General features: G+C 46.5%; 18 protein-coding genes. 17 read left to right on the top strand and 1 reads right to left on the bottom strand.

Annotated elements, in window-relative coordinates; genetic code table 11:
• Positions 1-200: 200 nt before the first annotated feature.
• The 7 genes from IDZ20_RS12045 (at position 201) to fliJ (ending at position 7,081) form a co-directional block, all read left to right on the top strand.
• A complete protein-coding gene (locus IDZ20_RS12045) occupies positions 201-395 on the top strand; it encodes a PA3496 family putative envelope integrity protein (RefSeq protein WP_188151672.1) in 195 nt (64 codons plus the stop codon).
• Between the two features lie 543 nt (positions 396-938).
• A complete protein-coding gene (fliE, locus tag IDZ20_RS12040; RefSeq protein WP_188151671.1) occupies positions 939-1,307 on the top strand; it encodes a flagellar hook-basal body complex protein FliE in 369 nt (122 codons plus the stop codon).
• A 113-nt stretch (positions 1,308-1,420) separates the two neighbouring features.
• Positions 1,421-3,094 (top strand): flagellar basal-body MS-ring/collar protein FliF, encoded by a 1,674-nt coding sequence (gene fliF / locus IDZ20_RS12035; protein WP_188151670.1) that lies wholly within the window; start codon positions 1,421-1,423, stop codon positions 3,092-3,094.
• Complete coding sequence (gene fliG, locus IDZ20_RS12030) at positions 3,091-4,128, top strand: flagellar motor switch protein FliG (RefSeq protein WP_188151669.1); 1,038 nt, start codon at positions 3,091-3,093, stop codon at positions 4,126-4,128. The genes fliF and fliG overlap by 4 nt, the downstream gene beginning before the upstream one ends.
• 12 nt (positions 4,129-4,140) lie before the next feature.
• Complete coding sequence (locus tag IDZ20_RS12025; protein ID WP_188151668.1) at positions 4,141-5,187, top strand: flagellar assembly protein FliH; 1,047 nt, start codon at positions 4,141-4,143, stop codon at positions 5,185-5,187.
• A gap of 38 nt (positions 5,188-5,225) precedes the next feature.
• The gene (gene fliI, locus IDZ20_RS12020) at positions 5,226-6,635 is read left to right on the top strand and encodes a flagellar protein export ATPase FliI (protein ID WP_188151742.1); all 1,410 of its coding nucleotides are present in this window, start codon (positions 5,226-5,228) and stop codon (positions 6,633-6,635) included.
• A 2-nt stretch (positions 6,636-6,637) separates the two neighbouring features.
• Positions 6,638-7,081 carry a flagellar export protein FliJ gene (gene fliJ, locus IDZ20_RS12015; RefSeq protein ID WP_188151667.1) on the top strand — a complete coding sequence of 148 codons (444 nt, stop codon included), beginning with the start codon at positions 6,638-6,640 and terminating at the stop codon, positions 7,079-7,081.
• A gap of 4 nt (positions 7,082-7,085) precedes the next feature.
• Here fliJ and IDZ20_RS12010 read toward each other — a convergent pair whose 3' ends face one another.
• Entirely contained in the window at positions 7,086-8,849 is a 1,764-nt protein-coding gene (locus IDZ20_RS12010; RefSeq protein WP_188151666.1) for a PAS domain-containing protein, read from the bottom strand.
• Between the two features lie 372 nt (positions 8,850-9,221).
• Between IDZ20_RS12010 and IDZ20_RS12005 the strand changes: the two genes are divergently transcribed.
• The 10 genes from IDZ20_RS12005 to IDZ20_RS11965 all read left to right on the top strand — a co-directional run bounded on the left by IDZ20_RS12005 (position 9,222) and on the right by IDZ20_RS11965 (position 18,946).
• Positions 9,222-9,506: an STAS domain-containing protein gene (locus IDZ20_RS12005; protein WP_188151665.1), complete on the top strand. Its 285-nt coding sequence runs from the start codon at positions 9,222-9,224 to the stop codon at positions 9,504-9,506.
• A 42-nt stretch (positions 9,507-9,548) separates the two neighbouring features.
• A complete protein-coding gene (locus IDZ20_RS12000; protein ID WP_188151664.1) occupies positions 9,549-9,911 on the top strand; it encodes a response regulator in 363 nt (120 codons plus the stop codon).
• Positions 9,912-10,007: 96 nt separating this feature from the next.
• Positions 10,008-12,452, top strand: coding sequence for a chemotaxis protein CheA (locus IDZ20_RS11995; protein ID WP_188151663.1), 2,445 nt, complete (start codon positions 10,008-10,010; stop codon positions 12,450-12,452).
• Positions 12,453-12,466: 14 nt separating this feature from the next.
• Complete coding sequence (locus tag IDZ20_RS11990; protein ID WP_188151662.1) at positions 12,467-13,039, top strand: chemotaxis protein CheW; 573 nt, start codon at positions 12,467-12,469, stop codon at positions 13,037-13,039.
• 98 nt (positions 13,040-13,137) lie between these two features.
• The gene (locus IDZ20_RS16430) at positions 13,138-15,492 is read left to right on the top strand and encodes a methyl-accepting chemotaxis protein (protein ID WP_188151661.1); all 2,355 of its coding nucleotides are present in this window, start codon (positions 13,138-13,140) and stop codon (positions 15,490-15,492) included.
• Positions 15,477-15,608, top strand: a complete 132-nt coding sequence (locus IDZ20_RS16425; protein ID WP_281250570.1) for a hypothetical protein — start codon at positions 15,477-15,479, stop codon at positions 15,606-15,608. Before IDZ20_RS16430 ends, IDZ20_RS16425 begins: the two co-directional genes overlap by 16 nt.
• Positions 15,609-15,648: 40 nt before the next feature.
• Positions 15,649-16,494: a CheR family methyltransferase gene (locus tag IDZ20_RS11980; RefSeq protein ID WP_188151660.1), complete on the top strand. Its 846-nt coding sequence runs from the start codon at positions 15,649-15,651 to the stop codon at positions 16,492-16,494.
• 126 nt (positions 16,495-16,620) lie between these two features.
• Positions 16,621-17,268, top strand: a complete 648-nt coding sequence (gene cheD / locus IDZ20_RS11975; protein ID WP_245792292.1) for a chemoreceptor glutamine deamidase CheD — start codon at positions 16,621-16,623, stop codon at positions 17,266-17,268.
• A gap of 47 nt (positions 17,269-17,315) precedes the next feature.
• Positions 17,316-18,422: a protein-glutamate methylesterase/protein-glutamine glutaminase gene (locus IDZ20_RS11970; RefSeq protein WP_188151659.1), complete on the top strand. Its 1,107-nt coding sequence runs from the start codon at positions 17,316-17,318 to the stop codon at positions 18,420-18,422.
• Between the two features lie 215 nt (positions 18,423-18,637).
• Positions 18,638-18,946 (top strand): STAS domain-containing protein, encoded by a 309-nt coding sequence (locus tag IDZ20_RS11965; protein WP_188151658.1) that lies wholly within the window; start codon positions 18,638-18,640, stop codon positions 18,944-18,946.
• Positions 18,947-18,964 lie beyond the last annotated feature (18 nt).

Here is an 18,964-nt window from a genome sequence, read left to right as displayed (position 1 = left end):
CTTTTGGTATTATCCGCTCAAACGGCGCCAAAAATAGTGAGCTTATATTACACTTTAAGTGAACTAGAAATTTTGCAGTATTTTGGTGAGTGTCATTCATTTGTCATAGAGTAGACGGAGGATATCCCAGTAGCCGGATTCGCTTTCGGCGTGTTGTTCCTAATTCCTTTTTTAATCGCACTGCCTGCGGAGTATTGATTATGGGTGTTGAGGTTATCGATCGTTCTTCTGAACTGAATAACGTTGTACTTGAAGGTGCCATTGAACACGAGCTCGATGGTGAACAGCAATTTAAATCGGACGGTTTATCCCTAGATGCGCGCCGCCGATTGGAAGACAAAATTGAAGAAATGAGACTTCTTCGCGAAACTCAGGAATTTGATTTTGATATCTAAGTAGCAATATTTTTAACGAACTCTATTTCCATACAGCTTTATAGATATTTATGTAAAGCAACTGCATGTAAAGAAAACTAAAAAGCCTAGAAGAGCTTCTTCTTGGCTTTTTAGCTTTCTATTTCTAAGCGATAGCTTGTTTCTGTTTTATTACGCTTTCTTATCTATGGGTTTTACTCCCGCTTCATCCCCTCACTGATTTTATTTTCTCTCAGATAAACAACAACATCCTTGGTCACCCGCGCCGCATCAGCCAACTGTTTGTCCTTGCGGTTTTTTCCTTAGGACTTTTCTAAGTAACTTTTTCTATAACTTACGCTTAATTATTGCCTCGTGATAGTTGCCTGATAATTGTGTTCATAAAAGCGCCTAACGTTTGGCGTGCACGGCTTTGGCGTTTGGCAACATCGCAGCAGTGTATCGGCAAGGTTTCACCTCTTTTAAAGTGCGCGGCAGTTTCTGGCCCACTTTGTGCAAATCTAGTTACCAACGGGTAATCCGGCATAATTTTGACAGGCAGAAGAATTCCAGGCGGACGAAAAAATGACAGATCGAATGGACATCAACCGTTTACTCCTAGAAATGCGTTCACTCAAACAGCAAACCAATGCATTTGGTGCGGGCGGCATGGCCGCAGCCGATCGTGTTAACGGCAACACTGGGCTGCAGCCGGGAGCAAAAGTCAACGGCCCAGCATTTGGCGACTTGCTACAGCAAGCCGTGGGTAAAGTGAACGAGGTTCAACAAACCTCCAGCTCTATGAGCGCCGCTTATATTCAGGGTGATCCAAATGTTGATGTGACTGACGTGATGATTGCATCGCAAAAAGCGGGTGTTGCCTTCGATGCAATGGTGCAGGTCAGAAACAAACTCGTCGAAGCCTATCGAGATGTTATGAACATGCCAATTTAACCATTGGTTAGACTAATCTTGAGCAGTCGCGAGGGCGCAGCTCATCTATACAAAGTTAGCGTACAAAACTACCGGCAACACCTTCCTAAGACTGAGATTATTCGAGAAAAAACATGGCAAATTCTTTAGCGGCAGATGGCGGTACAAGCGACCTGATTGAAGGGTTTAACAACCTGAATATTGTACGGCAAGCGGGCTTGATGATTGGCTTGGCCGCGAGTGTGGCAATTGGCTTTGCGGTAGTACTTTGGAGCCAAGGTGAAGACTACAAGCCGCTCTATGGCAGCTTAGACCGTTTGGACTCTGCCGAAGTGGGCCAGATTTTAGATTTTAATGAAATCCCCTACAAAATTGACGGCGCTTCTGGGGCTTTGCTCGTGCCGATCGATAAAGTACAGAAAGCGCGTATCGTGCTTGCCGAAAATGGCGTGCAGGGCGACAAGACGCTAGGTTATGAATTGCTAGACCAAGAACAGCCACTCGGCACCAGCCAATTTATGGAGGCAACTCGCTACCGCCGTGGTCTTGAAGGCGAATTGGCGCGTACCATATCCAGTATTAGCAGCGTGCGAGCCGCGCGCGTACACCTCGCCATTCCAAAGCGCACCGTGTTTATACGCGACGGCCGCGAGCCCAGTGCATCGGTATTCTTAGAATTATTCCCAGGTCGTCCGATCACGCCTAAGCAGATAACTGGTGTCGCCAACCTTATTGCTGCCAGTATTCCCGAGCTGGATGTGGAAAACGTTACTATCGTTGATCATCGTGGCAACCTCTTATCGGTTGGCGTAGAAGATGAGCGCCTAGTGGTAGCGGCTCAGCATCTGGATTATTCACGCAAAGTAGAAAACGATATTGTTCTCCGTATTCGTCGTTTGCTATCTCCGGTAGTTGGTCAAGCTAATTTCAAAACAGAAGTCTCGGCGGATATCGATTTTACCGAGATTGAAAAAGCAGAGGAAACGTTCAACCCTGATTTACCCGCCGTTCGCAGTGAGTACACCGTAGACGAACAGCGCGTAGGTGCCGGTGGCGCTGGCGGCGTTCCTGGGGCACTAACTAATCAGCCACCCGCCGGAGGGCAGGCGCCTGAAGTGGCCGCTCGCGGTAATGCTGACGCAGGTGGCGGCACACCATCCAATAGCCGATCTCAGGCAACCCGGAATTACGAGCTGGACCGTACCGTTAGTTACACTAAACATGAGAAGGGGCGGTTGCGTCGTTTAACGGTCGCGGTAGTGGTCGATGACAAAAAAGTTGTCGACCCTGCCACAGGTGAAATTAGTTTAAAGCCTTGGACAGAGCTAGAGATCGAACGACTGTCTATACTGGTGAGAGACGCGGTAGGTTTCTCTGCTGTGCGTGGTGATAGTGTCAATATTTTGAATGAACGCTTTATGCCGTTACCTGAGATGGCCGAGCAGAGTGAACCACAGATCTGGGAGCAGGAGATCTTTCGTCAGGCGGCGAAGTATCTTGCTGGGGCAATTATTATTGCCATTCTCGTGGTCGGCCTGTTACGCCCGGTTCTAAAGAGCTTGGCTGGCGCGGGTAACAAATCGAAAGAAAATGATGAGGCGAGAGAAATGGCGGCCTTACAGGCTGCTGGAATCGATTCTTTTGACTCGCTCTCTGATGAGACAGTGACCTTAACTGGCGGTGATGCGCTGGCGTTACCCAATCCGGAGGAGAGTTACGAGCAGCAACTAAACGCTGTTAAAGGCCTTGTCGCCGAAGATGCCGGCCGAGTAGCCCAAGTTATTAAACGTTGGATAAACGAAGAATGAGTGCAGCCCAGAAACCAGTAGGTAAAGATGGCAAGCCCGAGGTCAAATTAAGTCGCGTCGACCAAGCCGCGATTTTATTGATGACCTTAGGGGAAAACAGCGCAGCCGAAATTCTAAAGCACATGGGGCCTAAAGAAGTACAGCGGTTGGGTACGGCAATGGCACAGCTTAATAACGTCCAGCAATATGAAGTTGAAGTGGTGCTGGCAAACTTTATGGAAGAAGTGCGCACCCAAACAGGCTTGGGTATGGGCGCTGACAGCTATATTCGAAATATGCTGGTAACGGCCTTAGGTGAAGATAAAGCCAATGGCTTGATTGACAGAATTCTTTTGGGCGGAAATACCACCGGTTTAGATACCTTAAAGTGGATGGACGCACGCTCGGTCGCCGATATAATTCGCAATGAACACCCGCAAATTCAAGCCATTGTACTGGCTTATTTAGACCCAGATCAGTCCGCTGAAATTATTAACTATTTCCCTGAAAAGGTTCGCTTAGATGTGCTGATGCGGGTTGCGGCGTTGGATACGGTGCAGCCCTCAGCACTGCAGGAACTTAACAATATTCTTGAAAAGCAGTTTTCCGGTAGCGCGGGATCACAAACAAAAGATATGGGTGGTTATAAAACTGCCGCGGAAATCGTTAATAATTTGGATAGTTCCATAGGTAGCGAGTTGATGGATTCTATTCGTGAAGTCGACGAAGACATGGGTACACAAATCGCCGATTTAATGTTTGTTTTTGAAAATCTTCGCGACGTCGACGATCGTGGTATTCAGGCATTATTGCGCGAGGTTTCGTCAGACATATTGATTCTTGCCCTGAAGGGGGCCGAAGAGGTGTTGCAGGAGAAAATATTCGGCAATATGTCTAAACGTGCAGCCGAACTTCTACGCGATGACTTCGAAGCGAAAGGGCCTGTTAAGGTATCGGAAGTGGAGGGCGCACAGAAAGAAATTCTAACCATTGCGCGTCGTTTGGCTGACGCCGGTGAAATTGTATTAGGTGGCGGTGGTGAGGAGATGCTGTAAGTTCAGCTAAACATGATAGATACAAAGAAAGTAGGCGATGGTAAAAAATCGACCGATGCGTCAAAAAATCCAAATCGTATTCCTTCAAACAGCCTAGGCAGCGACGAAGTTGTCAGCGCTTGGCAGCTTCCCCGTATGGGTAATGGCGGAAAAATCGTAAAGAGTGCTGGGCGTGAAGCCGGCGATAAGAAAAAAAATCCTTCAGTAGAATCCATCGAAGATATTTCCAGTAAAGTAAAAGCCAAACCGGTAACCGCGGACGAGCTCCAAAAAATTGTCGAGCAAGCACAGCAAGAAGGCTATGGCGAGGGCTTCAAAGAGGGAATGGAAAAAGGCCTAGCGCAAGGGGAAGAAAAAGGTCGCAAGTTGGGCGAGCAAAAGGCCTATGAAGAAACTAAAGCAAAGTTAGAGAGCGATAGTGGTCGTCTAGCGGCCATCGCAGAGCAATTGTTCGAGCCGATGCAAGCTCAGCAAGAAAGCATAGAAAATATTGTGGTCGAGATGGCTTTGAGCCTCGCGAAGAAAATAATTGCCAGCGAACTAAAACAATCCCCCGACGCGCTTTATACCATTGTTAGCAGTGCGCTCAGCGCTTTACCGCAGGGTTCGGCCAATATTGTTGTGTATCTTAATAGTGAAGATGCGGCATTAGTTGCTGACTATATTCCGGCAGAGGATCGCGACTGGCAGGTAAAGGTTGATGCAACACTTAGTCACGGTAGTTGCAAAATTGAAACTCGAGATAGCTTGGTAGAGTATCGGGTTGAAGAGCGTTTAGAGGAATATATGCAGCGCGTTGCGGACAAAGGCGATGTGAGTGCTGACGCCTTGCCCGAGGTTGAATCTTGGCGCGAAGAAAAAAATTCCGACAGTACCGCTGCCGAAGACCATACCCTTGCCAGCGGCGAATCGGTTGAAGATGACGATGAGACTAGGCTAGCCAATGCCAGCGCAGCAGAAAAAACCAGCGAGGCAGATGATGTCAGCACTGCCGAGGAAACTGATTCACCTATCGACCCGATAGGCACATCGCAACACGATATTGAGCCAAGACAATGACGACTCCACACAACACTGGACCATCGTTACTCGATAGAATGCAAAAGTATCGACAGTATGATTTCGTTTCCTCCAGTGTGAATGCCAGTGGTCGCCTAACCCGAATGGTGGGGCTAACCCTTGAAGCTGTTGGCCTCAATGTGTCGGTTGGTCGCCAGTGTCGGGTAGTGGTGAGCGGCGACAAGGAAATAGAAGCTGAAGTAGTTGGCTTCCACAACGAAAAAACATTTTTAATGCCGGTGCAAAAAGTCGAAGGTTTGCGCCCCGGCGCGCGCGTTATTCCAGTAGAGTCTCACAAAAATTTGGCGATGGGTGACCATTTAAAAGGCCGTATTGTAAATGGCCTTGGTCAACCGTTAGATGGCAAGGGAACCGTAACCGATGATACTAAAGTTGATTTGGAACCCAGCGTCATAAACCCACTGCAGCGCCACCCCATTAGCGAGCCTTTGGATGTTGGTATTCGCGCAATTAACGGCTTATTAACCGTTGGCAAGGGTCAGCGTATTGGTTTGTTTGCTGGTAGTGGTGTTGGTAAAAGTGTACTAATGGGGATGATGACGAGGTTCACCACTGCCGATATTGTAGTGGTAGGTTTGATTGGTGAACGTGGCCGCGAAGTTAAAGAATTTGTCGACCATATTCTCGGCGAAGAAGGTTTAAAAAAAGCCATAGTGGTTGCCGCACCTGCCGATGAAGCGCCACTTATGCGGTTGCGCGCCGCACAATTGTCCACTCGTATCGCCGAACATTTTCGCGATCAAGGCAAAGACGTGCTGTTACTAATGGATTCGCTTACGCGATTCGCACAGGCGCAGCGGGAAATATCGTTGGCAATTGGCGAGCCGCCAGCAACTAAGGGTTATCCTCCGTCGGTGTTTTCGAAAATTCCCGATTTGGTGGAGCGCGCAGGCAATGGTGACGAAGGTGGTGGTTCAATTACCGCGTTCTACACGGTGTTAACTGAAGGCGACGATCTACAGGACCCAGTAGCGGATGCATCACGAGCTATTTTAGATGGTCACATTGTGTTGTCGCGGCAACTCGCGGAGGAGGGAATTTATCCCGCAATTGACGTGGAGGCATCGATAAGTCGCGTAATGCCTAACGTGTCGTCGCCGGCACAAATGCAGCAGGCGCAAAAATTTAAACAGCTGCTCGCGCGCTATAAGGCGAATAAAGATCTTATTGCAATTGGTGCCTACGCACGTGGTAATGATGCCGAAATCGATATGGCAATCGATAAAAAGCCAGAGCTTGTTAATTATGTTTGCCAAAACATTGGAGAAGCTGCGCCCTATTTAGAAAGTTTAGCATCGCTCGAAACGCTAATTTTGCCCACCTTAACGAATCAGTCGTCCACTGCGGGAATACAGCCAAAGCCCAATATGAACAATACCGCACAGCCGCAGGCGACGGCTAGCGGCCCATTAACCGGTAGACACTAGGCGTGGCGCAGTTACGCTCAGCGCGGATGAAGTTGGTGGTTGATCTGGCGCAGCGAGCCGAGGACGAAAGTGCCAATACACTGCAGGTTGTACGCGCTAAATTACAGCAGGAACAAACTAAGCTTGCCGAACTTGAAAATTATTACGGCGAGTATGAAAACCGATTTAGCGTTGAAATGAATACTTGTAGCGTTGCTCAGCTGGTACAAACACGCAGTTTTCTACAGCGGCTTGCAATAGCGTTAGAAGGGCAGAAGCAACAGATCATAGCCGTCGAGCGCACCCTGGAAGCTTGTCGCAACGAGTGGCATAAGCGGCACTTAAAACACAATTCATTAAAAGATTTGGTCGCGCGCTATCGCATCGAAGAAGCACGTGACCGGGATGTGCTCGAACAGAAGATGCTCGACGAATGGGTATCGAGTAGGCCCAGTCAAAATAGCTAAGCGGTTAATTGGTCATCGACAGGCAGCAACGGTAACGCACTGCTCGATCATCTTCCTTCATTAAAATCTCACCTTGTAAACTCAGATGACGGTAGTCACCCTCAGCACTCTTTAATCGCGCGTTGGTTACTAAGGCTTTGTGCTGCCCGAGACTAGAGGTAAGTTCGCGTCGTAAACGCGGCTCATCGTCCGGGTGTACGCGATCAAATATTTCCATCTTGCGGTAAATGTGCCGTTCTAACTCAGTGGTAAACCCCAGTAGTTCAAGTGAACTATCGCTCCAGTGTACATCGCCTTTTTCCAGATCCCATTCGAAACAGGGTAGTTCTTGGTCATTACCTCCACGACCAAAATGGGAGACGTCGGTGTCAGTCTTTTGTAGCTGTTCACGCAGTTGGGCAATTTCTAATTTGTGGCTATAGCCGTAGGTTAGGGTATCCATAAAGCTGGTAAAACTGGTGAAGCTAGCGCCGTGTTGTGTTCTATTTCGCTTGCCATAAATGGACAGCAGGCCCCAGAGTTTGAGCCCGTTAAAGACGGGAAAATGTACCGCCGTATCGGGTTCGTCTGTAAATTTAGAGGTTGCGGCAACGGGTGGGAATAGATCTGGGGAGCAACACATACTCACGTCATTGTTACTGGTAGTAGTTGTAACACCGTGCTCAAATATTTTTTTGATTTGAAGTTGCGCTTCACCGTCGGAGTTTGTCGACAGGCGCGATAGAAACCCGTATTCCATAAATTCGCTAAAGAGCGGAACGACACTCATCAATTCATCTAGCCCAGAATTGACAATTGCTTGGGCGATATCAATACCGCAGTTTAAGAGGGCACTGGTGTAGTCGGTATTTTTTAGAACCTTGAGATAAGGGGGCGGTTGTTCGTCATTGGCAAACAGTGGGCGATCAAAGCTGGTGTGTACTTCTTGCGCTAGCTCGCTTTGCTCTGCTTGATTTGGCAGGCATAGCGTAGGTGCGATGGTGCAATTGCTCGCCGACAGCGAGTTGGACTCGGCCATAGATTCTGCAAGGGTAACGCAGCGTTGCCCAAGAATATCTAAGTTTTGATCGATAAAGGGAGTGCTCGGTGTAAGCACTCGCATCAGTCGAATATTATCAAAAGCAACAATATCGAGTTTCTCCAATTGGTCTGGAGCCGACTCTTCCATGCGTTTGATAAAACCCATTGCGGTGGGCCCAGCACCAAAAATAATACCGCTGGCCGTGTAGTGCTTCGCTAGATATTCATTCGCAGCAGCGAGACCGCCGCTATAGACCGTGTTGTCAGTGCAGATTAGTTGGGCTGTTTTACTCGAAAGCCTTGCGCACTTACTTAACTCGACGAAACGCTCGTAGCGTTTACGTAAATCATATTGGGTGATGTCACCTATATACAGGAGGTCTTTGTGCCCCTGTGTTTGCAGGTAATCGTATGCCAGCTCCACCCCTTGTGCGTTATCACAGGTCACCACGGGTACGTCTAGCGGAAAGTAATCGTGTGCCACAGCGATTACCGCTATCCCCTTAGCTTGAGCGTATTCGATCAGCTTTGGGCTAGCGGCGTTGCGGATAAGAACAATGGCATCGTAACGGTCGAAGCCGACAGGTAACTGATAGTTGCCAAAACTATTGCTGCGTATAGCGGTGAACATATGCCCTTTGAGAGCACAAGCGCGGCGGATATGGTTAATGATTTCGCCCATATAATCACCCTGAAGAAACGGTGTGATTGCAGCAATATGAAGACGTTTGTTCGAGTGACCAAACATGTCAGATCCGATTCGTGGATTAGGTGTGTAAACAGAAGAGGAGTTTAGAAATGGAATTGTCGCAGGCATTGTGTGCTGTGGCTAGCACTATTTATGGCGCATAAAGAATCTGGCCATGAAGGTGCTAAACAGCCCGAGAAACCTCTGGTTGGCACATAAAATACTATTTCAATCCCTCTTTATTACTTTAAACGCACAACTTCTATTTTTAATGCACTTGAGTATTAAAGGAGATCCAGATCCACAGATCTAGAATTGTGTAATGATTTTTTATCGCCAACTTGCACATAACTTTTACTCGCAACTTTAAAAACTATGTCTAGACTTATGAATACGTAATCTTAAGAGTGTTGTTGCCAAAGGAGAAGGCCCATGACCTCCCGAATAGATTTTAGACTTCCAGAAAATATGACCATCGCCACGATTAACAGTCTGCACGAACAGTTTGAAGCACTGGTCGACAAGACGGATTGCGATGCAGTCGTGCTCCAAGGTGATGCGGTGGCTAGAGCCGATACCGCCGGTATTCAATTGTTGGTCGCTTTTATTCATGCCTCGCGGGAACGGAAAATTGCCATTACTTGGGACCACCCTTCAGAGAAACTCTGTTCGGCCGCAGCGTTGCTTGGGCTTGATAAAACGATCGGAATTCATTGATACCAAAACACCGTCTTACCCTATCTACCGGAGTAGATCTCTATGGCAAAAATACTCGCAGTTGATGATTCGTCATCCATGCGACAGATGGTTAGTTTCACTTTAAAAGGTGCAGGTCATAGCGTAATTGAAGCCGCCGATGGCGTCGAAGCCTTAGCTCTCGCCAAGTCTGAGAGCGACGTAGATCTTGTTCTTTCAGATATTAATATGCCGAATATGGATGGCATTACACTAATTAAAGAATTGCGCCAGCTACAGGCCTATAAGTTTACGCCGATATTAATGCTGACCACCGAGTCTGGTGTAGACAAAAAAACTGAAGGTAAAGCGGCGGGAGCAACGGGATGGATCGTTAAACCCTTTAATCCAGAACAGCTACTAGCCACGATTGGTAAGGTGCTTTAATCAGTGCTGTCGCGCTAATGAGTTTGTAATGGAACTGCTCGATAGTGCCGATTTTGCCGTTTTCCAGAAATTGAATTTATTAACTAGCGAAATACTATGAGTATTGATCTTTCCCAATTTCACCAGATTTTCTTTGAAGAAAGCTTCGAAGGTCTGGATGTAATGGAAACCGCGTTAATGGATCTCAATCCAGAGGACCTCGATAGTGAAACCATTAATACAATTTTTAGAGCTGCCCATTCAATAAAAGGTGGTAGTGCGACGTTTGGGTTTACTGCCGTCGCCGAATTTACCCATGATTTAGAAACCATATTGGATCAGGTTCGTGAGCGACAGCGAGCCATCGATAGCGAAGATGTAAATCGCTGTTTGCTGGCGGTCGATTGCATGCGTGAAATGCTCTCTCTTATTCAGGCCGAGCAGCCATCGGAAACGCCTCTGTCAAAATCGTTGAAGCTACAGTTCGCGGAAATGCTAAGTCATAAAAGCCAAGTCTCGAGCGGCAGTTTAGTCAGTGACGAACATCACCCAAGTGAAATGACTTCCAGTGAGCATCTACAACCTACCAAAGCGAATAGAAATAGCCTCCATAACTGGAATATAGAATTTATTCCAAATTTAGAAATGTTGAAAAGTGGCAATGATGCGGTACGTATAATTCGTGAGCTAGAAGGATTGGGGCGGTTGCTTAAAGTCGATTGTACGGCTGACCTTCCGAACCTCTCGTCGCTAGATGCTGAGCGTTGCTATTTGCGTTGGCATATTGAACTGGAGACATCCGCAGCAAGAGGTGCGATTGAAGAAATCTTCGAGTGGGTTGCTGATGACTGTGAACTCTATATTAAACAGGCGGATAGCCTAGACCATTGGCGAATAACATTTCAGCCTGAGAACGGTATTTTACGTACCGGCAATGACCCCGTAAAAATGTTTTCAGCGTTGCAAGATTTTGGCGAGCTAAAGGTGGTGTCGAATCTAGCTGACCTCCCGTCACTAGCGCTAATGGACCATGAATGTTGTTATCTGAAATGGCAGTTGGAGCTGTATTCCAACACCGTAACCGACGCTGATATTCGAGATATTTTTGAATGGGTGGAAGACGAGGCAAAGATTCTTGTTGAAAATCTAACGCTATCCGATCAGACGGATGCCGAAAATTTGAGCGCAGTTGCGTTAGCTAGTAGTTCTGCGCTAAACGACAGCAATGTTGCAAGTGTTGCTGCCCATGAAGGTCAGCTTTCCGCATTAAAAAGTGATACTCAATCCAGTAAGCAACCAAACAAAAAAAGTGCAACAGAATCGAGCTCGATACGAGTTGGTATCGATAAAATTGACAACCTAATCAATATGGTTGGGGAACTGGTTATTACTCAATCTATGCTCGGCCAGTTGGGTGGCGAATTCGATCTTGAGCGACTGCCGCAGCTGTTAGCGGGCTTGGGGCAGTTAGAGCAAAACACCCGTGAGCTGCAAGAAAGTGTTATGCGTATTCGCATGCTGCCAATCAGCTTTACCTTTAGCCGATTTCCTCGAATGGTGCGTGATTTAGGTCAAGCGCTTGGCAAGGAACTGCATTTGGAAATGCATGGTGAAAATACTGAACTTGATAAAACAGTAATGGAAAAAATTGGCGACCCCTTAGTGCATCTTGTTCGCAACGCAATTGATCACGGCATCGAGCTGCCCAGTGAGCGTTTGGCAAAGGGGAAATCTGCCGTTGGTACTATTACCCTTAATGCCTACCATCAAGGTGGCAATGTGGTGATTGAAATTTCAGACGATGGAAAAGGACTAGATAAAGACCTTATTGTGGCCAAGGCCATTGAGAAAAATATTATTACGGAAGTGGAGGCGACGACACTCTCCGATGAGCAGGCTTTTGATTTAATCTTCCAGCCGGGATTTTCGACAGCTCAGCAGGTGAGTGATCTCTCTGGTCGGGGCGTTGGTATGGACGTCGTAAAGCGTAATATACAAGCCTTAAATGGTGCCGTCGAAATAACCTCGCAGCCAGACAAAGGCTCGCAGATAACCATTCGGTTACCCTTAACTTTAGCCATACTTGACGGACAGCTAGTGCGTGTGGGTAACAATACCTATATTTTCCCACTGGTTTCTATTGTCGAGTCGTTGCAATGTAAGCGAGAACTGGTGAGTAAAGTTGGTAACGGTTGTGACGTATTTAAACTGCGAGAAGATTATGTGCCAATTGTTGCTTTATACAAAACGTTTAATTTAGAGCCGGATGCACAAGATCCGGAAAAATCACTGTTAGTTGTAGTCGAATACGATGGCGATAAAGTTGGCGTGGTGGTCGATGAGTTGTTGGCACAGCAACAGGTAGTTATAAAAAGTTTGGAGCAAAATTATAAACGTGTGGAAGGCGTATCTGGAGCCACCATTCTAGGTGATGGAACCGTAGCGCTAATACTAGATGTTAGCGGAATTGTTAAATTGTCCGGAGGCGAATTTGATAGCGCAAAAGCAGCTATTCAGCGACTGCCGGATGTCAATAATCTAACGCAAAAACTCGCAGGTTAGGTTGAGGTAAGGTTATGCAAATACCGTCTAAATCAGATATATCAAATTCGTCCGTACCGCAAAGTGCTCAGGTGATGAATACCACCGACATGAATGCGCACGAGAATGATCAGTATCTAACGTTTATGATGGCGGGCGAGGAGTACGGCGTGGATATTCTTTGCGTTCAAGAAATTCGTGGATGGGATTCGGCAACTCCGATTCCCAACGCTCCTCCGCACGTAAAAGGCGTAATCAATTTGCGCGGAACGATTGTGCCAATCATTGACTTGCGCCAGTGTTTTAATATGCCGGCAATATCCTACACACCTCTCACAGTCGTAATCGTTTTAAAAGTTCAAACTTCTTCTGGCAGCCGAATTATGGGTATTGTTGTCGATGCTGTTTCCGATGTCTATGCTTTGGCCGCTAGCGATATGCGAAGTGTGCCAGATTTGGGGAATGCGGCTAACGTGGAGTTTATACGTAGTCTAGTTAGTGTTAACGACAAAATGATTATTCTCTTGGATATCGATAAGTTGTTAGTGTTGGATCAAGTTCCCGCCTTGGTTGATGGGGCTTTCACCGACAGTTCAATTTCTGGCTAATATGTGGGTAACTATTTCAATAGCTGCTGTTGTTTTATTAGAAAACAATATTCCCACCTTTAGGTAATATTGTTTTACATTTAAATGGATATAGAATTATGGGTACTCTACTTTCACTATTTGGTTTTGGTAAAGGCGAATCTCGACGTGCATTGTCAGATAAATTGGATGCGGTTAATAAAACCCAAGCGGTTATAGAGTTCGATATGGCTGGCAATATTATTACGGCGAATGAAAATTTTCTCGCGGTTATGGGGTATAGGTTAGATGAAGTTGTTGGTCGTCATCATAGTATGTTTGTCGCCCCAGAAGAGAGTGCATCGAACGAGTACCGTAACTTTTGGGGCGATCTAAATCGTGGCCAACATCTGAGTGCTGAATTTAAGCGTGTAGGGAAGAATGCCAAAGAAATTTGGATTCAAGGCTCCTACAATCCACTTGCTGACGCTAATGGGAAATACTACAAGGTTATCAAGTTTGCAAACGACATCACCCAGCAAAAAATGCAAGCGATTGAAAATCAGAGAATAGCCAATTTAGCTAGTGCTCTAAAGCTGTGTCAGGCCAATGTTATGTTGGCTGACAATGAGCTTAATATCGTTTACATGAACGACACGGTAGTTGATATGCTTAAAGCCAACGAGGCGACAATTAAGACTCAGCTGCCATCGTTCAGTGTTGATAAGTTAATCGGCACTAATGTTGATTCCTTTCATGTGAAACCTTCGCATCAACGCGGTGTTCTTAAGGCTCTAAATAGCCCTTTCAAAACGAATATTAAAATTGCCGAGCTAACCTTTGGTTTGATCGCATCGCCTTGGTTGGGGCCAGATGGCGAGCGTCTTGGAACATTAGTCGAATGGGAAGATAAAACTGAGCGTTTAGCCAAAGAGAGCGAATTCAAGCGTGTAGCGGATGAAAACGCGAGAGTAAAATTGGCGCTCGATAGTGTTACGGCAAATGTAATGATTGCCGATACCGACAATAATATTATCTACTTGAATGAAGCCGTAAATAAAATGATGGCAGAAGCTCAAACGGATATTAGAAAAGAATTGACCAGTTTTGATGTAAGTAAAATCAAGGGTGCCAATATCGATATTTTCCACAAAAACCCCGCGCATCAACGTGATTTACTCAAGAACCTTACGGGTACTTACAATGGCAATGCGCGCGTTGGCGGTAGAACCTTCACCGTAATTGCAACACCGATCGTTGTTAGCGGCGAGCGTCTAGGAACCGTTGTTGAGTGGGCGGACCGCACTGCAGAATTGGCAATTGAAGATGAAATAGATCGTTTAGTCGCGGCTGCAGGAGAGGGGGATTTTAGTCAGCAAGTTGATATTCAAGGCAAAGACGGATTTTTTCTCAAGCTTGGTCGCGGCTTAAATGAGTTAGTTAGCACTACTGAGGTTGCCGTAAACGATGTGATACGTATGCTTGGTGCGATGGCACGTGGGGATTTGTCTGAGCGTATCACGCGTAATTATTCGGGCGCCTACGGACAGTTAAAAAATGATGCCAACGCAACGGCGGATAAACTAACCGATGTTATCACGCAAATTCGAACCTCGGCACATACTATTATGACGGCGGCTGACGAAATTGCCCAAGGCAATGCCGATTTAAGCCAGCGTACCGAAGAGCAAGCATCGTCGCTTGAGGAAACGGCATCGAGCATGGAAGAGATGACATCCACCGTACGCCAAAGTGCGGACAATGCAATTAAGGCGAATCAAATGGTATTGGATGCGCAAGTTAAGGCGCGAACAGGCGGCGAAGTTGTCGGTAGGGCCGTGCAGGCGATGGAAGAGATAAATCGTTCCAGTAAAAAAATTAGCGACATTATTGGTGTTATCGACGAGATAGCATTCCAAACCAATCTGTTAGCGCTCAATGCTGCGGTAGAGGCTGCGCGGGCGGGTGAACAGGGCCGAGGCTTTGCGGTGGTTGCCGGAGAGGTACGCAACCTCGCGCAGCGTTCGGCGGCGGCTGCGAAAGATATTAAAGATCTTATTCGAGACAGTGTTGCGGGTATTGAAGATGGCACTGGTTTGGTCAACGATTCCGGTGAAACACTTGCCGAAATTGTCGCCAGTGTTGAGCAGGTAACCGCGATGATCACGGGTATAGCGGAGGCTGCGCGAGAACAGAGCTCGGGTATAGAGCAGGTAAATACCGCCGTAACTCAGATGGATGAAATGACACAACAGAATGCTGCTTTAGTAGAAGAGGCGACAGCGGCGGGTGAGTCCATGGCTGATCAGGCGCGCAATATGAATCAAATAGTGTCCTTCTTTTCTGTACTAGGTGACACGGTTGGCGGTGCTGCGACTACCTATACTAGCGGCGCAGCGTCGAGAGCAACTCTAATCAATACCCCGAAGAAAAGTAGCTCCAAACTGAATTCCAATAAAGCGGCTGGCAGCGATGAGGAATGGGAAGACTTTTAACTACCATTAGATTCTATCTCGGTATTTTCAGCGACGGTATTGATGCTTTAGTGGGGAATGCCGAGGATTCGTTCCGCTTTGCAGCACTAAACGTATTCAGTTGTGTCGATTTTTGAATGGTGTTGTGGGGGTTCTTGAATAGTATTGAGGTGGTTATTGAATAATCCAGCGCAACGTGATTTTGTCGATCGCGAATTTCCAATGACGGATAAGGACTTTGCTAAGATAAAGTCACTTGCATATCAATTGACCGGTATTAGCCTTTCTGATCATAAAAAAAATATGGTTTATGGCCGGTTGTCGCGTAGGCTGCGCAAGTTAAATATTGCTACATTTTCCGATTATTGTGATCGAATTGAGTTTGATCAAGGCAATGAGAGTCTAGAGTTCGTAAATTCTATAACGACCAATCTCACCTCTTTTTTTCGGGAAAACCATCACTTCGAATTCCTTAAAAGTTTTGTATTAGCGGATTTGCAAAGGTGTAATGCGGTTAGTAAAAAAATTCGCATATGGTCTGCGGGTTGTTCTACCGGAGAAGAACCTTATTCTTTGGCAATGGTTTTAAAAAGCACCCTAAATTTACGCGATTGGCAAGCGAAAATTCTCGCGACCGATCTCGATAGTCACGTCTTGGAAAAGGCAACGGCGGGTGTATACGCAGTGGAACGCGCGGAGAATATACCCGAAGTCTATCGCCGCTACCTTTCACTTGATACATCTGACCAGTTTGTTCGAGTGAAGGATTCCATTCGAGCGCTAATTACCTTTAAGCAGTTGAACCTCTTGCATGGCTGGCCAATGAAAGGCCCTTTTGACGTGATATTTTGTCGTAATGTTGTGATCTATTTTGATGTTGAAACCCAGAGGCGTTTGTTCGATCGCTATGCGGAATTGCTAAAAGTGGGTGGCTACCTATTCATAGGCCACTCGGAGAATTTACACAATATTTCTACTCGATTTAAATCGCTCGGCCGTACAGTTTATCAGCGTGTCGAATAGCGCGCTATTGCATACCTCTTTAGTGCCGTTTGCTATGGTTATATAGATTGAGTTTTCTATTGGTTTTATTCATTATTTAAAAGCACGATAGGGGAATTATGATAGATATAAAATGTGAGCTAGTTCGTGGTTGAACTTAGTAAACCCTATATCCCCACTCGGCCGTTGAAAGGGTTTGAACATATAAATCGATATTGGGATCGCGCCTTAGATATTCCCGCTGCAAAAATATTACCTGGTGAATGTTATGTTAGCGATCGGGGGGAGATGGTCGTAACCGTCTTGGGCTCTTGTGTAGCTGCCTGTATTCGCGACAAGGTAATCGGTGTTGGTGGTATGAATCATTTTATGCTGCCAATTCAATCCTCGGAAAAAATGATTAGTCGAAATTCTGCGGTCAATCCTGAATTGTGTTATGGGAACTGGGCTATGGAATACCTTATTAATGCCATTTTAAAGTCCGGCGGACGTAGAGAAAACTTGGAAGTTAAGTTATTTGGTGGCGGTAAGGTTCTCTCTTGCATGACAAAAATTGATATAGGTGCACGTAACATCGAGTTTGTTTTGAACTTTTTAAAGCAGGAGAAATTGCCGGTAGCAGCAATAAATGTGGGTGATACCTGTGCCCGTAAGGTTTTGTATTTCCCTGATACGGGGGCAGTAAAATTGAAGCGATTGCGCTCGCTTGCTAATCAGACAATAGAAAAACGTGAGCAGGCGTATTTTGATTCTATGCGAAAAAATACTTACGCTGGTGATATCGAGATTTTCTAGATCATAAATACTTTTTAATTATCAACTTTGGTAGAGCTGACAAGCGTATGAATGGGTCTCCGGTAAAGGTTCTAATTGTAGATGACTCGGCTTTAGTTCGAGCTGTTCTACAAGAAGTACTTAATGCAGATCCACGTCTTCGCGTTGTCGGCAGTGCGGCAGACCCCTACGAAGCGCGAGAACTCATTAAGCGTTTGCACCCAGATGTGCTAACGCTCGATATTGAAATGCCGAGAATGAACGGCATCGCGTTCTTAAAAAACCTGATGCGTTTACGGCCGTTACCGGTGGTGATGATTTCTACGCTTACCCAGCAGGGTGCTCCACAAACACTCGAGGCGCTCGAGCTAGGCGCAGTTGACTTCGTGGCTAAGCCAATTAACGACGATGCCGGTTCTCTCGATCGTTATAGCGCCGAAATTGTCGAAAAGGTTTATGCCGCCGCTAGCGCAAATATTGCCAGCCAGCCTTACTCTTCGACCATAGATAAAGCTCGCCCGTTACGCTTGACTGTTGCCGAGTATAAAACGCTTAAACCAGACTTTGTCTGTGTGGTTGGCGCATCGACTGGGGGCACAGAGGCGATTAAGGAGCTCGTTGTTCGCTTGCCGGAGAATTCGCCCCCAATTCTAGTTGCTCAGCATATCCCCGCGGAGTTCAGTGCCTCGTTTGCGCGCCGCCTTGATGGGCTATCTGCGGTTAAGGTGGTTGAGGCCTCCGATGGCGAACCAGTGCAGCCTGGCAGCGTTTATATTGCGCCTGGACACTCGCATTTACGTTTGGATCGTTCCACGCACGGATTGGTTTGTCGGCTGGGCAGAGATGCTGAGATTAATCGTCACCGGCCTTCAGTTGAAGCTTTATTTGATTCGCTTGTGACCGTCACAGCACAGGCGAACAAACTAAATCTAGCTACGAATACAAGCGCTAATATCGGAGCGAATGCAATTGCGGTTTTGTTAACCGGTATGGGAAAAGATGGCGCCGAAGCGCTGCTACGCTTACATCGTGCTGGGGTGGTAACTGTGGTACAAGACGAATCTTCGAGTGTGGTCTGGGGGATGCCGGGTGCTGCGGTAAAGCTTGGCGCCGCGAGTAAAGTATTGGCGCTAGATAAAATTAGCCGCTATATCTTAGCGGAAGCTTTTTTCTAGCCCGCTATACAAAATTATCCTTATATTAAAAATGGTCTATCCTCTATATAGATACTTTTAGTTGAGTGTTTTTAAGTGACCATGCGGGCTTTTAAACAAAGTTTTAGCTAGCCTGGCGTTTAATTCATCTTTATGTGTGCTGGGGGAAGCGCGACTTAATTCCTATTTTAGTCGTGCCTAGACCATCTTATTATTTGTAATCTAGAGATATAACTATGAGCATAAATGCAAAGACAACAGGTGATGGAAAATCACTCACAATTGTTATTGATGGGCGCTTTGATGCGTCCTCACTAAATGATTTTCGTCGCTCGTACGAAGATGTTGATGCTGCGGGGCTGGAGTCTATTATTGTCGACTTGCAGAAAGCGATACATCTGGATAGCTCGGCACTGGGGATGTTGCTGGTGCTGCGCGATTTTGCCGGCGGCGAAAAGTCACATATCTCAATTGTAAACTGCAGTCCCGAGGTCAGAAAGATTTTTACCATCTCAAGCTTTGAACAGCTGTTCACAATTCAGTGATAGCTTTAACCCATAGAG

Origin of the sequence: Teredinibacter waterburyi (genome assembly GCF_001922985.1) — a bacterium.
Taxonomy (GTDB): Bacteria; Pseudomonadota; Gammaproteobacteria; order Pseudomonadales; family Cellvibrionaceae; genus Teredinibacter; species Teredinibacter waterburyi.
This window is presented reverse-complemented; position numbering and strand designations above follow the sequence as displayed.

What these genes read in the sequence shown, in the direction of transcription:
- IDZ20_RS12045 (WP_188151672.1), top strand. Translation starts at nt 201, where the DNA reads ATGGGTGTTGAGGTTATCGATCGTTCTTCTGAACTGAATAACGTTGTA.
- fliE (WP_188151671.1), top strand. Translation starts at nt 939, where the DNA reads ATGACAGATCGAATGGACATCAACCGTTTACTCCTAGAAATGCGTTCA.
- fliF (WP_188151670.1), top strand. Translation starts at nt 1,421, where the DNA reads ATGGCAAATTCTTTAGCGGCAGATGGCGGTACAAGCGACCTGATTGAA.
- fliG (WP_188151669.1), top strand. Translation starts at nt 3,091, where the DNA reads ATGAGTGCAGCCCAGAAACCAGTAGGTAAAGATGGCAAGCCCGAGGTC.
- IDZ20_RS12025 (WP_188151668.1), top strand. Translation starts at nt 4,141, where the DNA reads ATGATAGATACAAAGAAAGTAGGCGATGGTAAAAAATCGACCGATGCG.
- fliI (WP_188151742.1), top strand. Translation starts at nt 5,226, where the DNA reads ATGCAAAAGTATCGACAGTATGATTTCGTTTCCTCCAGTGTGAATGCC.
- IDZ20_RS12010 (WP_188151666.1), bottom strand. Translation starts at nt 8,849, where the DNA reads ATGTTTGGTCACTCGAACAAACGTCTTCATATTGCTGCAATCACACCG.
- IDZ20_RS12005 (WP_188151665.1), top strand. Translation starts at nt 9,222, where the DNA reads ATGACCTCCCGAATAGATTTTAGACTTCCAGAAAATATGACCATCGCC.
- IDZ20_RS12000 (WP_188151664.1), top strand. Translation starts at nt 9,549, where the DNA reads ATGGCAAAAATACTCGCAGTTGATGATTCGTCATCCATGCGACAGATG.
- IDZ20_RS11995 (WP_188151663.1), top strand. Translation starts at nt 10,008, where the DNA reads ATGAGTATTGATCTTTCCCAATTTCACCAGATTTTCTTTGAAGAAAGC.
- IDZ20_RS11990 (WP_188151662.1), top strand. Translation starts at nt 12,467, where the DNA reads ATGCAAATACCGTCTAAATCAGATATATCAAATTCGTCCGTACCGCAA.
- IDZ20_RS16430 (WP_188151661.1), top strand. Translation starts at nt 13,138, where the DNA reads ATGGGTACTCTACTTTCACTATTTGGTTTTGGTAAAGGCGAATCTCGA.
- IDZ20_RS16425 (WP_281250570.1), top strand. Translation starts at nt 15,477, where the DNA reads ATGGGAAGACTTTTAACTACCATTAGATTCTATCTCGGTATTTTCAGC.
- IDZ20_RS11970 (WP_188151659.1), top strand. Translation starts at nt 17,316, where the DNA reads ATGAATGGGTCTCCGGTAAAGGTTCTAATTGTAGATGACTCGGCTTTA.
- IDZ20_RS11965 (WP_188151658.1), top strand. Translation starts at nt 18,638, where the DNA reads ATGAGCATAAATGCAAAGACAACAGGTGATGGAAAATCACTCACAATT.